This window comes from Yoonia maritima, from assembly GCF_043641945.1.
GTDB classification, from domain to species: domain Bacteria; phylum Pseudomonadota; class Alphaproteobacteria; order Rhodobacterales; family Rhodobacteraceae; genus Yoonia; species Yoonia maritima_B.
Window position 1 is genome coordinate 526,306 of sequence record NZ_JBHZRX010000002.1, and the last position, 12,565, is coordinate 538,870.

Here is a 12,565-nt window from a genome sequence, read left to right on the forward strand (position 1 = left end):
CTGTCATGATCATCTGCTGCGGCGAAGCCCTTATTGATATGCTGCCACGCCAAACAGAAGCTGGCGAAAGCGCATTCGCACCGCATGCTGGCGGGGCGGTGTTTAACACAGCGGTCGCGCTAGGGCGGCTTGATACGCCAGTGCAGTTCTTTTCGGGGCTTTCTTCGGACCTGTTCGGGGACATCCTGCGCGATCAGTTGGCCAAATCAAACGTCGATAGCAGCCCTGCTGCAATCTCGGATCGTCCTACCACGCTGGCATTCGTCACATTGACCGACGGCCATGCGTCTTATGCGTTCTATGATGAAAACACCGCAGGACGCATGCTGTCTGTTGATGACCTACCCGCGTCCGGACCGGATGCGCTGTTCTTTGGTGGGATCAGCCTTGTCGTGGAACCATGCGGTGCTGCCTATGAGGCGTTGATGCTACGCGAGGCCCCAACGCGCGTCACAATGATCGACCCGAACATTCGCCCGGGCTTTATCACCGACGAAGAAAGCTATCGGGCCCGTTTGACCCGTATGCTGGGCGCTGCGGACATTATCAAAACCTCTGACGAAGACCTTGAGTGGATCACCGGAAACACTGATGCTCAGGCCCTCTTGGCCAGCACAGGCGCAAAGATCGTTCTGCTAACACGTGGTAGCGAAGGCGTCACAGTGGTCACCGCCACTGGCAGCTTTGACGTGCCCGCCCAAAAAGCGACTGTTGTTGATACAGTGGGCGCCGGCGATACGTTCAGCGCTGGTTTCCTTACTGAAATGGACAAGCGCGGTTTGTTGACGAAAGAAGCGATCGCCAAGGCAACCCATGACGATCTAAATGCAGCCACCGCTTTTGGTGCACGCGTTGCTGCGATTACGGTCAGCCGCGCAGGCGCAAACCCACCTTGGGCTTCGGAACTATGAGAGCATTAATCCAGCGCGTCACGCAGGCATCCGTCAGCGTTGATGGGCAAGTGATTGGTGAAATCAGCCATGGTGCACTGATCCTAATCTGCGCCATGCAGGGCGATGATGCAGCGAAATCTGCGCAGCTCGCCGCGAAGATCAGCAAGCTACGTATCTTTACTGATGACGCAGGCAAGATGAACAAATCCCTACTTGATACCGGGGGTTCCGCGCTAATCGTGAGCCAATTCACGCTAGCCGCAGATACTTCGCGTGGTAACCGTCCCGGTTTTTCAGCAGCGGCCCCACCTGCCGAGGGCAAAGCGCTATACGAACAGTTCACTGCTGATGTTGGCGCGCTTGGTATCGAAACCGCAACCGGGCAGTTCGGCGCTGACATGGCTGTCAGCCTCACGAACGACGGCCCGGTTACGATTTGGATGGACGTTTAAGCCCTTAGTTTTGCACCAACGGTTCCCAGCCCGAACAGCGCGGCTGCCATACATATCACCGAAGGCCCCACGGGCGTATCAAAGATCAACGCAAAGCGTAAACCGCCTAGCGCGGCCAATACCCCGACACCTACTGATAGCAGCGCCATGCGCTCTGGTGTGCGGGCGAACCCTCGGGCGGTTGCAGCCGGTATGATCAGCAGCGCGGTGATCAGCAACGCACCAACGACTTTGATCGCAACAGCAACCACGCCGGCCAGCAGTAGCGTAAGAACCAATTGTTCGCGGCGCGGGTTAATGCCCGCCGCATAGGCAAGGTCAGAGCTAAGGGTCGCGGTCAGCATCGCCGACCAATGCCACCACAGCACGGCTGCAACGACAGCGCTACCGCCCCATATGATCGCTAAATCAAACCGGGTCACGCTTAGAACGTCACCGAACAGATAGGCATCAAGATCAATACGTTGACCGGGGATCATCGTGACCGCCACAAGACCAAGCGCCAAAGCCCCATGCGAAAGCACACCCAGCATGGTATCAATCGCCGCCCCCTGCCCGCTAAGGCCGTGGATCAAGACCGCCATTGCCAGCGCAACAATAACCACGCCCAAGGTGATCGAGGTGCCAAACCCCAGCGCAAGCGCCACGCCCAGAACAGCCGCATGTGCCGTTGCATCGCCAAAATAGGCCATCCGCCGCCAAACGACGAAACACCCCAAAAGACCTGCGGCAATCGCCGTACCAACCCCGGCAAGGGCAGCGCGCACCAAAAAATCGTCTAACATTTATTCTGCCGCCTCGTGCTTATGGTGGTGGTGATCATGGTCGTGGTCATGCCCATGGTCGTGTTCGTGGCGATACAGCGCCAAGGCACCACCCGTACCTGTCCCGAACAATTCGCGATAGGCAGGCGCCACAGAAACGACCTCTGGGGTACCTTCACAGCAAACGTGACCGTTCAAACAGATCACCCTGTCAGACGCGCTCATCACGACATGCAATTCATGGCTTACCATCAGTACCGCACAGCCCAGATCGCGGCGCACGGATTCGATCTGGCGATAAAACGATGCAGATCCCGGCTGATCCAAGCCCTGTGTCGCCTCGTCCAGCATGAGCACATCAGGTTTGCCCAAAATTGCGCGCGCCAACAGTACACGCTGGAACTGTCCGCCAGATAATTGCGACATCTGCCGTTGGCCAACGCCCGGCACGCCTGCTGTTTCGAGCGCAGCTGCTGCATCTTTTGCGGCTACGCGATGCGGCAGGTTCAGAAAACGCTCCACCGTAATCGGCAACGTCGGATCAATATGGAGCTTTTGCGGCACATAGCCAACGCGCAAACCGGGCTTGCGTGTCACGCTGCCCTTTTGTGGTTTCAGCGCACCGATCAACAGCCGCAACATCGTTGATTTTCCGGACCCGTTGGGACCAACAATCGTGACGATTTCTCCGGGTTCAAGCGACAGGCTCACGCCCTGAAGCACCCGCTGCCCGCCATGTGAAAAGTCGATATTCTTTGCCGATATCAGGCTCATGCGGTCGCACCTTTGGCTTGGCAGGCAGGGCATAGGCCTTCGGCTTCGATGACTGTCTGTTCTAAAAGAAAGCCACTGTCGGCAGCAGCCTGCTGCAAAGCAAGGTTCGCGGCCTGCGCTTCGGCCACGAGGCCACATTCACGACAAATCATGAATGCCGGATCGTGCGACGCGCCGGGGTGCGTGCAGGCGATAAACGCGTTCAAACGTTCTATCCGGTGCACAAAACCCTGTTCGACCAAGAACCCTAACGCGCGGTACGCCACCGGCGGCTTGGACCCCAACCCTTCAGCATCAAGCCGTGCCAACACGTCATAGGCCCCCATCGCAGCGTGGCTTTCCAACAAAATTTCCAGCACGCGGCGACGCACAGGGGTTAGCTGCGCTTTGCTTTCTTCACAGCTACGCTCGGCACATTCGAGCGCGGCCGCGACACAACTATTGTGATCGTGATTGGCAAAACCAAGCGTATCAGAGGGCATATATTTAACCTTGTGATGTTATAACATACACCCTATAGCCTTGCCGTCATCAAAGGACAAGGACCGAATTATGATTCGCACATGCACTGCGCTCTGCCTTCTTCCACTCTCGGCGATCGCCGAAACGCCGCAAGTTATGACCGACATCGCGCCTATTCATAGCCTGACTGCGCAGGTCATGGGCGAGCTTGGCACGCCTGACCTTTTACTTCCGCCTAGCGCTGATCCACATGATTTTTCTTTGCGGCCCAGCGATGCTGGCCGTCTTGCAAATGCTGATTTGGTAATCTGGGTCGGTGAGGGTCTTACCCCTTGGTTAGAGGAACCACTGACGACACTGGCCCCCAATGCAGTAATGCGTGAATTGCTTGCGACAGAGGGCTGGGAACAACTAGCTCCGCGTGATGTTGAAGAACATAGCGATGACCACGACGAGCATGACGAGCATGACGAGCATGACGAGCATGACGAGCATGACGAGCATGACGAGCATGACGAGCATGACGAGCATGATCACCACGACCACGGCGATGTCGACCCTCATGCGTGGCTTGACCCAACGATTGCTGCCAATTGGGTCGCGGTTATTGCGGCCGACCTGAGCGCTGCGGACCCCGAAAATGCGGACACCTATGCCGCCAATGCAGAATCCGCCATCGCACGTCTAACCGCGCTTGATACCCAAATCAAAAGCACGCTTAGCCAAGTCCCAGCGACGGGGTACTTGCTTCCTCATGACGGCTATCACTATTTCGAACATCGCTATGGGCTAGAGGCGACTGCCATGATCGCAGGCATCGACGCGCGCGCACCAGGGCCAGCAAAAGTTGCGGAATTGCGCGACCTCGTTGCCGCAGGCAACGTTCATTGCGTCTTTAGTGACAATGAAATTAGTCCGCGCACAACCGCGCTTATAACTGAACAATCGAATGCAAAGACGCAAACGCTTGACGGGATCGGAATGACTTTGACGCCCGGGCCGGAATTGTACGAGGCACTTTTGTCGGGCCTTGCCACCGCGTTCAGCGACTGCCTATCCTAAACCAACCCTTCGGCGCGCAACCAATCTGGGATCGCGCCGATATGGGGCAACACGACATCCGCTCGCGGCGCGAGCTCTTCTTGTGGCGCGGGGCCAGTCAAAACGCCAATCGTTAACATCCCCGCTGCACGCCCAGCGTCCAGATCATGGGTACTATCGCCGACCATAGCACATTCTGCCGCGCCTAACCCTGTCTGGGCACAAAACGCGTGCAACTGCCCCGGCTCTGGCTTTGCGCCATGGCCACTGTCATATCCTGCAATGAAATCAAAATGGGACCGCACCCCGGCACGTTCGAGGTGACGCAACGCCGGGGCTTCGGCATCGTTAGTCGCAATGCCAAGAACCAAATTCATCTCTGCCAATGAGGTAAAATAATCCACGAGTGGCACCGCCTCTTGCTGTTCGACCAGTGCAGCACCAGCGTTCATGCGCGATAACAAATCAGCCTTAGATACATCGCCCAGCACCGTCAGAATATGGTCAGCGACGACATCAACGGTCGACGCGATGACAACACTTCCCGGAAAGAAACGGTTGGCCGAAGCGTCATATCCCAAGACCTCTGTCAACGCATCGAACTGGGCCTGATCGTCACCCGTTTCGGCCTCTAACATCTGGCGGGTCCACGCGCCCCATGTCGCATTGAAGTCGAACAATGTGCCGTCTTTATCGAAAATGATGCCCTTGATCACGTCGCCACCCTTTTTATGTTGCGGCGTCAGACGACCCCGGCAGACAAGTCATGTCAATTAAGTATCCGGTACTTAGGTCCAGTGAACCGCCTCTGCCCCCGGCAGTGCGTATCGCGCGCGCAGCGGCTTGTCATATGCCAGATCCACCGTGTCGCAGAACGCAACAACCCATGCATCGTCCATCGTAATGAATTCAAGCACCGATGACAGAAACGCAGGGTCCGTCGCCTTTGCACGCAGGTCATCAGCCGACCCGCCGGTCGCGCCTAAAAATACAGGACAAAGTTCATCATTGCCGACCAACCACGCCAAAGCCTGCAGCGCGATTACCTGTGCTTGTTCTTGATCCATGAGTGGTCCTTAAGCTTTCAGAAACTGTTTTTTAACTAATGTCATTCAACTTGTCCGAATGAAATGGGGGAAACCCCGTGGAGGATAGCAGAATGCCCGGACGTATATTAATCGTCGATACCGTCGCCACCAATCGGATCGTCATGAAGGTTAAAATGCTGGCGGCGCAATTTCGGGTGGATGTCTGCGCTAACCGTAAAGAGGCTGAATCCTGCATTCGAGAAAACCGTCCTGATCTGATCCTTGTCAGCCTTGGTGAACCAGCGACAGAACTGCATGATTTTTGCAAATCACTGCGGGCATCGCCCAGCACACAAAGCGTCGCAATCATCGCCATGGGCGTTGCAGAGACCGCAACTGCAAGATTTGCAGCACTTGACGCAGGCGCAGATGATGTCCTGCCACGGCCAACGAATGACGCGTTGCTGCTCGCCCGCATCCGCAGCCTGTTGAGGGTTCATAGCACGCATCAGGAACTGCAACTGCGCGATGGCACCCGCAGTGCACTTGGCTTCGAAGAGCCAGCCACCACATTTGAAACCGCCGCCCATGTGGCCTTGCTGTCTGCTGCGGGCTCGCCAGATAGTGCGTTGCTTGCGTCTTTGACGCATGGTCTTGGTCATATTGTGCGCTCTCTTGATCCAGACACCGTTCTACGCACAGAGCGCCTGACGCCGACGCCTGATCTTTTTGTCGTTGATGCAAGTGACCCTGACTTTTTGGAATCCCGGTTCTTTGGGCTTGTGTCGGACCTGCGCGCACGTGCCGAGACACGGCAATCAACGCAGCTCATTGTTGTCCCGAAAAGTGCGGATGAAATGGCCGCGATGTTCTTGGATCTTGGCGCAGACGATGTGATTCCTGCCGATGCATCGCCAAAAGAGATCGCATTGCGAGCAAAATCGCTTATTCAGCGAAAACGGCTACATGACAGGCTACGCGATACTGTCCGTGATGGGCTTCAGGCCGCGGTGACTGACCCGCTGACTGGGCTATTCAACCGGCGCTATGTCGATCCACATCTGGCACGCATGGCAGATCAAACGCAAATCTCTGGCGATGCGATGGCAGTGATGATGGTTGATATCGATCACTTTAAGATGATCAACGACACCTATGGCCATGCTGCAGGAGACAAGGTGTTAAAGCAGCTGTCAAAGCGGCTTCAGGAAAATGTTCGCGCCGTTGATCTTGTCGCCCGCGTCGGAGGAGAAGAATTCCTAATCGCCCTGCCCGGCACGACAGCCGCCCAAGCGCAGTCAACAGCCAACAGGTTACGGCAATTGGTTAACAGCACACCGTTTAACATAGGCGGAGCGCATCCCCCGCTTTCTGTCACGATCTCGGTCGGCGTTGCGCTCAGCCCAACAGATGCACAGCAAGAATGCCGCCCAAGTGCGATCTGCAAGGAGGCTGACGCCGCGCTTTATGCTGCGAAATCAGCCGGGCGTGACCAAGTCGCGATGGCGAACTCAGTCGCGTGACTTGCGGTCACGGCGTTCGCGAACACGCGAAAGCTCTGCGACCAGCCGGTCAGCAAATGCGTTCCGTTCCTCAACCGACATTGTGGCGAAATGGTTGATTAGGACCTCTTGGGCGTTGTGTTGTAACTGGTCAGTGTGCTTACTTTGTTCAACCAAAAGCGCACGCAGCGCATCAGGTTCGAACGGATCGGCACGCACCGTTGCAACCATTTGTGAGATTTGACCGCGCAGATCATAATCCGCCATCGGACGTGTACGCCGCAGAGCGATTGCAACATGACGGCGGTCTTCGGGCGCCAATGCACGTGAAATCGGTCCAAGGCCCAAATCAAAGCTGCGCGGCGGACCATCGCCCATACGCCCAGATGCAAATGACCCTACAACCAGACCAGCAACGGCAAGGTTCAGCGCCAAAGATGCAACCAGCACGATACGCATGGTGCGCCCGGACTTTCCTTGTTCATCAGCCATCATTTAGATCTCCTGTCGCGAAGATCGTGTCTTCACTAAAAATACTCACGCTGACCTCATCACCGAAATAGGTCGCCGTGTAATCCTGAATTGAGGCAGGCGGCGCAACACCAATCCACACCCCGGCACAGGTTGCAGTCACCAGCCCGCTGACTGCAGGCCATCCGCCAAGCAGGTCCAGCAAACGCTTACCAAGACTTAAAGGAGGCGCAGTATTCATCTGCGGCGTAGGCGGCACAGCCCCGGCCAACACCCGCGCCATCAGATCATCAGACGGGGTCGGCGCAACGGTACGAACCTGCGCGAAAATGTCTTCCAGCATGTCATCATTATGATCAGTCATCATCATACCCCAGTTCAGCCTTCCGCCCCGCCATAATATCGGCCAAGGCCCGTTTCCCACGCGCGGTCAAACTTTCAACCGAGCGTACGCTAATGTCCATAATCTGCGCGATTTCGGGGTTGGACAGCCCCTCTAGATGCCGTAGCGCAACAGCCTGTGCCTGCCGTTCTGGCAAGGCGGCCAGCGCATCCGACAAAGCCTGCATACGTGCCTTTGTCTGTATTTGTTCCGCGACACTTGGTGTGCCATCTGTTGGTTCCGCGACTTGGTCTAACGACACCCCGCCCCGGCGTTTGCGCAAAACATCCGTACAAAGGTTCGCCGTGACCCGGTACAGCCAAGTGCTGACCTGCGCCTCGCCTTGGCGCCATTCGGTGGCCTGTTTCCACAATCGGATCATGGATTCTTGGGCTACGTCTTCGGCCTCTGCCGTATTTGCCAACATCCTTGTTGCCTGCGCCAACACCCGTGGCAAAAGACGGACAGTCAACGCGCGCGCAGCTTCTGCATCGCCATTGGCGAATGCAATCAGCAGCGCCTCGTCTGGGGCGCCCGCGTAGGGGTCTGGCATGGCGTTCATTAATTCTGGTGCTACCGATATTCTGAAAGCTTAGCAAATGGCAGGGGCGCAATGCTCCCCTGCCATTGGCCATGTTAGTGTTTGCCACGTGGTCCATGTCCGTCACCACGCCCACCGTCACGGCCTCGCTCGTGACGACCACCTGCTCGGTCTTGCATGCGATCTTGAACTGCCGCGAATTCTTCTTCGCTTAGAACGCCATCTTTGTCGGCGTCCATACGTTCGAACATGCGTTCAAAACGGGCACCGCCACGCGGTTTCATTTCGTCCATCTGCAAAATGCCGTCTTCATTTGTGTCCATACGCGTGATCATGCGTGCGACACGTTCTTCAGCGTTTGCAGTGTGCTGCGCGACCAGTTCTTCGGCACTTAGGGCACCGTCGCCATCTGTGTCCGCATCAGCAAAGCGTGCGTTACCGCGTGCTTCCATTTCAGCCATTGTCAGTGCGCCATCGCTATCCGTATCAAGCGTTGCAAAGTCGGGGCGCTCAGGCATTTCAGCTGGTGCAGTTTGTGCAGTGACTGCGCCTGCTGTCATCACGACGCCCGAAAGAAGTACTGCCATCAAAATCTTAGTTTTCATTGTCGTTCCTCAGTTAAGGTTATGTGCGACGTTCGTTTGCCGCAGACCCTCCTTCAACGCAGGGGCCAGATATTTCCGTCGCGAACACGCGAAAAAACTTTGCCGCCCACGCGACACGGTGCCGCAATATCGCGCATTCCCCTTTTAAACGGGGCCAAGATAGGCCATCTGGGTTAGTGAAAATCGGAGTCACAGCATGTCAGACGCCCAAGTATTTCCTGCCGAACGCCCCAGCAAACCTGCGATCATACGCGGCCTGCGTCGTCGTTGCCCCGAATGTGGCGAAGGCCATATGTTTGATGGATACCTTAAGGTCGTCGACAATTGCCCAGTGTGTAACGAAGACCTAAGCCAGCACCGCGCCGACGATGGACCTGCCTATTTGACCATCCTGCTGGTCGCACACATCCTTGGCTTTGCAATCCACCTTATGTGGGTCATTTGGCAACCACAGCCCATTGTGATGGCAACGACACTGACGTTGGCAGCAGTTGGGCTGTCTCTCTATCTTTTGCCACGCTTAAAAGGCATGATCGTCGCAATTCAATGGGCGCGCCGTATGCATGGGTTTGGACATAACACCTGACCCAAACCAGTCAGGGATAGAATGAGCCAGACCGAAATCCGCAATGCGGCAACGATCATCCTGCTACGTGACGCGGCCAGCATGCCATCTGTGTTGATGGGCCAACGTGGCGCAAGCGCTGCATTTATGCCCGGCAAATTTGTGTTTCCAGGCGGTGCGGTTGATACCGTCGATGCGGATGTACCTATCACGGCCCTGCACAAAACCGACCATGATCAGCTGCGCGAAGACAGTGATCTTGCCCCGACAACCCTTGCCGCCGCCGCGATCCGAGAGTTGTGGGAAGAGGCGGGTCATATCCTAGGCACCCCGACAAACTGGGCCGATGCCCCCAAAGGTTGGCGTGGGTTTGCGGCATCCGGTTATCAGCCAAATGCAGCTGCATTACAGTTTTTCTTTCGGGCCATCACCCCACCTGGACGCCCCCGTCGTTTTGATGCGCGGTTCTTTTTGGCCGACGCCGCCGCGCTCGCCACGGACCCTGATGACTTCAGCAACGCCGAGGATGAATTAGCGCATCTACAATGGGTGCCGCTAAAGGATGCGCGAAGCTTTGATCTACCGTTTATTACGCAAGTGGTGTTGGCCGAACTCACTGCCCAAATCGCCTCTGGAGTTCGCCCCACCAGTGTCCCGTTCTTTCGAAACGATGACGAACCGCGGTTGGTAAGCCACCTTGGCGGTCAAAGCCTGCTTTAGGTGACTAACACCAGCAACACGATGCTTACGCCAAGGAATATGATCCCCTGCCATTCCCGGCGGCTAATCCTTTCGCCAAATGCAATGGCACCAATTGCCAGCGATAACAGTAGTTCGACTTGCCCCAGTGCATTCACATAGGCCGCAGTTTGCAAAGTGTAAGCGTTGAACCAACAGATCGACCCGACCATGCTGGTTAATCCGACAAGCCCTGCAACCCGCCAAGCCTTTATCACACGCATAATTTCTCCGCGTTCACGCCAAACCAACCAAAGTGCCATCGTTACCGTTTGCAATGCAGTCACAATCGCGAGTGTTACAATCGCGCGGTAGAATACATCACCTTCCTGCAACGACAGTGACGCGCCACGGTATCCGTTTCCAGACACGCCAAATAGCACCCCGGCCCCGAGACCCAGCGCCGTCGCGCGATTAAAAATCCGTTGATGCCACTGCCCAATCGCATTTGGTGGATCAGAAAGCAACAACACCCCGACAAGGCCGATAATCATCGCGCCAATCGCCCAACCTGTAATGACATCGCCAAGGATCACAAACCCGATCAGCGCACTGAGTAAGACTTCGGTTTTCTTAAACGTGATCCCCACAGCAAAGTTTCGATGACTGAACAGCGCCACAACGCACATGGTCGCCAATATCTGCGAGGCACCGCCAGCAATCGCATAGGGCCAAAAAAACGCAGGGATTTGTGGCACGCCCTGCCCGCTAGTTCGGGCATAGATGATTGCGATCAATACAACCAACGGCGAGGAATAGATAAACCGTGCAAAGGTCGCACCTGCCGTCGATAGCTGCATACCACGCAAATGCTTTTGCAGCATAAACCTCAGCGCCTGCGCTGTCGCCGCCGCCAGCGTGATGGGAATCCACAGTTCCATGAAAGGTTATCCTTTCACCCCAACCGATTTGCCTGCCCCATGCGGTTTTGGCAACGCGGCGTGTGCGGTGGCTACCTGTTGTAAAGCCTCCGATATCTTGGGCGACGGATCACATGCGCGACGTGTTTCAAGGCTCACGTGGATCAGCATATGTTCACCAGTCGCGAGTTCGCGGTCACCAGCAAGCATCCTGTGAAACAGATGCATCTTTTTGCCAGAACCCGAAAGCACTTGGGTCTCGACACGGATCACTGTGCCTGCATGCACTTCGTCGATGTGCCGAATGTGAGTTTCCGCCGTGAAATAACTTGCACCGCCCGCGATATAATCCGCATCGACACCGGCAAGAAGCATCATACGATCAGATGCATCGCCAAAGGCTTGTAGATACCGTGCCTCGTTCATGTGCCCGTTGTAATCTGTCCAATCCAGCGGCACAGCCCGTTCAACCGTTACGATTGGTTTGCTCAGGTCATCGGACAAAACGGGCTTGCCTGCGATCCGTTGGTCTTGGGCATTCAGCAACGCCCCTGCCCCCCAATCTTGCGCCTTTAGTCCGCGTAGGATCGTGACCAAGTTATCATCGCGGGTGCGTTCAAGTTCGCGAATAGACATGGCGCCCGACTGCGCATCAGACTGATCTGCGATCTTATCAATCAAAGTATCAGTCAGTTCCGGCACATCCATCAGTTTGGTCCAAGGCCATTCCAGACAAGGGCCGAACTGTTCGATGAAATGGCGCATGCCCGCTTCTCCACCGGCAATACGGTAGGTTTCGAACAGCCCCATCTGCGCCCAGCGCAGGCCAAAGCCATAGCGGATCGCGTCGTCTATTTCTTCCGTCGTGGCGATCCCATCATTGATCAACCAAAGCGCCTCTCGCCAAACAGCCTCTAGCAGGCGATCCGCAATATGCGCGTCGATCTCGGCTTTGATGTGCAACGGGTGCATGCCGATGGCGGTTAGTATCTCTTTGGCTTTGACAGTCATCGCGGGGGATGTCTTTTCACCGGGAACCAGTTCCACCAAGGGCAGCAGATAAACCGGGTTAAATGGATGCGCGACGACGATCTGTTCGGGGCGCGTAGCGCATCCATGCAACTCGCTAGGTTTGAAACCACTTGTCGATGACCCGATCACAGCGTCAGGCCCGCAATGTTCCTGCAACGCCTGATAAACCTTACGCTTAAGCGGTAACCGCTCTGGTACGCTTTCTTGAATCCACGATGCCCCCTGAACAGCGTCAGACATCGTGTCGTGAAAGCTCAGGTTTCCTTCGGACGGCAGCGCAACGTCTGACAACCCCGGCAGGGAACGGCGCGCGTTGACAATAACCTCACCAATCTTCCGAGTGGCCTCTGGATCAGGGTCAAAGACCCGGACATCCCAGCCCATCAACAAAAACCGAGCGGCCCAACCACCGCCAATGACGCCACCGCCGATGATTGCTGCCGTTTGTTTCACTA

The 12,565-nt window shown here is 56.1% G+C and carries 17 protein-coding genes; 6 read left to right on the forward strand and 11 right to left on the reverse strand.

Features of this window, described 5'->3' with window-relative positions; genetic code table 11:
• The first annotated feature begins 5 nt into the window (after positions 1–5).
• Positions 6–911 (forward strand): carbohydrate kinase family protein, encoded by a 906-nt coding sequence (locus ACHUEV_RS06285; protein ID WP_394178201.1) that lies wholly within the window; start codon positions 6–8, stop codon positions 909–911.
• Positions 908–1,345, forward strand: a complete 438-nt coding sequence (gene dtd, locus ACHUEV_RS06290) for a D-aminoacyl-tRNA deacylase (protein WP_394178202.1) — start codon at positions 908–910, stop codon at positions 1,343–1,345. Before ACHUEV_RS06285 ends, dtd begins: the two co-directional genes overlap by 4 nt.
• On the opposite strand, the gene ACHUEV_RS06295 is transcribed toward dtd, so the two are convergent.
• From ACHUEV_RS06295 to ACHUEV_RS06305, 3 genes are read right to left on the reverse strand one after another with little or no spacing between them, the layout of a single operon-like run.
• A complete protein-coding gene (locus tag ACHUEV_RS06295) occupies positions 1,342–2,130 on the reverse strand; it encodes a metal ABC transporter permease (RefSeq protein WP_394178203.1) in 789 nt (262 codons plus the stop codon). The two genes, dtd and ACHUEV_RS06295, sit on opposite strands and share 4 nt — an antisense overlap.
• On the reverse strand, positions 2,131–2,883 hold the full coding sequence (locus tag ACHUEV_RS06300) for an ATP-binding cassette domain-containing protein (RefSeq protein WP_394178204.1): 753 nt from the start codon (positions 2,881–2,883) through the stop codon (positions 2,131–2,133).
• Complete coding sequence (locus ACHUEV_RS06305) at positions 2,880–3,365, reverse strand: transcriptional repressor (protein WP_394178205.1); 486 nt, start codon at positions 3,363–3,365, stop codon at positions 2,880–2,882. The genes ACHUEV_RS06300 and ACHUEV_RS06305 overlap by 4 nt, the downstream gene beginning before the upstream one ends.
• A gap of 70 nt (positions 3,366–3,435) precedes the next feature.
• Here ACHUEV_RS06305 and ACHUEV_RS06310 point away from each other — a divergent pair, with 70 nt between their 5' ends.
• Positions 3,436–4,407 carry a zinc ABC transporter substrate-binding protein gene (locus ACHUEV_RS06310; protein ID WP_394178206.1) on the forward strand — a complete coding sequence of 324 codons (972 nt, stop codon included), beginning with the start codon at positions 3,436–3,438 and terminating at the stop codon, positions 4,405–4,407.
• Here ACHUEV_RS06310 and ACHUEV_RS06315 read toward each other — a convergent pair.
• Both ACHUEV_RS06315 and ACHUEV_RS06320 read right to left on the reverse strand, forming a co-directional pair.
• Positions 4,404–5,102: an HAD family hydrolase gene (locus ACHUEV_RS06315; protein ID WP_394178207.1), complete on the reverse strand. Its 699-nt coding sequence runs from the start codon at positions 5,100–5,102 to the stop codon at positions 4,404–4,406. The genes ACHUEV_RS06310 and ACHUEV_RS06315 overlap by 4 nt on opposite strands.
• Positions 5,103–5,174: 72 nt before the next feature.
• On the reverse strand, positions 5,175–5,453 hold the full coding sequence (locus ACHUEV_RS06320) for a DUF3572 domain-containing protein (RefSeq protein WP_394178208.1): 279 nt from the start codon (positions 5,451–5,453) through the stop codon (positions 5,175–5,177).
• Positions 5,454–5,545: 92 nt separating this feature from the next.
• Here ACHUEV_RS06320 and ACHUEV_RS06325 point away from each other — a divergent pair, with 92 nt between their 5' ends.
• A complete protein-coding gene (locus tag ACHUEV_RS06325; RefSeq protein ID WP_394178209.1) occupies positions 5,546–6,937 on the forward strand; it encodes a diguanylate cyclase in 1,392 nt (463 codons plus the stop codon).
• On the opposite strand, the gene ACHUEV_RS06330 is transcribed toward ACHUEV_RS06325, so the two are convergent.
• From ACHUEV_RS06330 to ACHUEV_RS06345, 4 genes are all read right to left on the reverse strand, one after another.
• Complete coding sequence (locus tag ACHUEV_RS06330; RefSeq protein WP_394178210.1) at positions 6,926–7,411, reverse strand: periplasmic heavy metal sensor; 486 nt, start codon at positions 7,409–7,411, stop codon at positions 6,926–6,928. The two genes, ACHUEV_RS06325 and ACHUEV_RS06330, sit on opposite strands and share 12 nt — an antisense overlap.
• Entirely contained in the window at positions 7,401–7,751 is a 351-nt protein-coding gene (locus tag ACHUEV_RS06335) for a hypothetical protein (protein ID WP_394178211.1), read from the reverse strand. Before ACHUEV_RS06335 ends, ACHUEV_RS06330 begins: the two co-directional genes overlap by 11 nt.
• Positions 7,744–8,331 (reverse strand): RNA polymerase sigma factor, encoded by a 588-nt coding sequence (locus ACHUEV_RS06340; protein WP_394178212.1) that lies wholly within the window; start codon positions 8,329–8,331, stop codon positions 7,744–7,746. The genes ACHUEV_RS06335 and ACHUEV_RS06340 overlap by 8 nt, the downstream gene beginning before the upstream one ends.
• A 74-nt stretch (positions 8,332–8,405) precedes the next feature.
• Positions 8,406–8,915 carry an EF-hand domain-containing protein gene (locus tag ACHUEV_RS06345; RefSeq protein WP_394178213.1) on the reverse strand — a complete coding sequence of 170 codons (510 nt, stop codon included), beginning with the start codon at positions 8,913–8,915 and terminating at the stop codon, positions 8,406–8,408.
• A 196-nt stretch (positions 8,916–9,111) separates the two neighbouring features.
• On the opposite strand from ACHUEV_RS06345, the gene ACHUEV_RS06350 reads away from it, so the two are divergent.
• Together ACHUEV_RS06350 and ACHUEV_RS06355 are read left to right on the forward strand one after the other, a co-directional pair.
• Positions 9,112–9,501 carry a DUF983 domain-containing protein gene (locus tag ACHUEV_RS06350; protein WP_394178214.1) on the forward strand — a complete coding sequence of 130 codons (390 nt, stop codon included), beginning with the start codon at positions 9,112–9,114 and terminating at the stop codon, positions 9,499–9,501.
• A gap of 21 nt (positions 9,502–9,522) precedes the next feature.
• Positions 9,523–10,200, forward strand: coding sequence for an NUDIX hydrolase (locus ACHUEV_RS06355; RefSeq protein ID WP_394178215.1), 678 nt, complete (start codon positions 9,523–9,525; stop codon positions 10,198–10,200).
• Here the strand turns inward: ACHUEV_RS06355 and ACHUEV_RS06360 are convergent.
• Together ACHUEV_RS06360 and ACHUEV_RS06365 are read right to left on the reverse strand one after the other, a co-directional pair.
• Entirely contained in the window at positions 10,197–11,099 is a 903-nt protein-coding gene (locus tag ACHUEV_RS06360; RefSeq protein WP_394178216.1) for a DMT family transporter, read from the reverse strand. The genes ACHUEV_RS06355 and ACHUEV_RS06360 overlap by 4 nt on opposite strands.
• A 6-nt stretch (positions 11,100–11,105) precedes the next feature.
• Positions 11,106–12,563, reverse strand: coding sequence for a carnitine 3-dehydrogenase (locus tag ACHUEV_RS06365; protein WP_394178217.1), 1,458 nt, complete (start codon positions 12,561–12,563; stop codon positions 11,106–11,108).
• Positions 12,564–12,565: the final 2 nt, after the last annotated feature.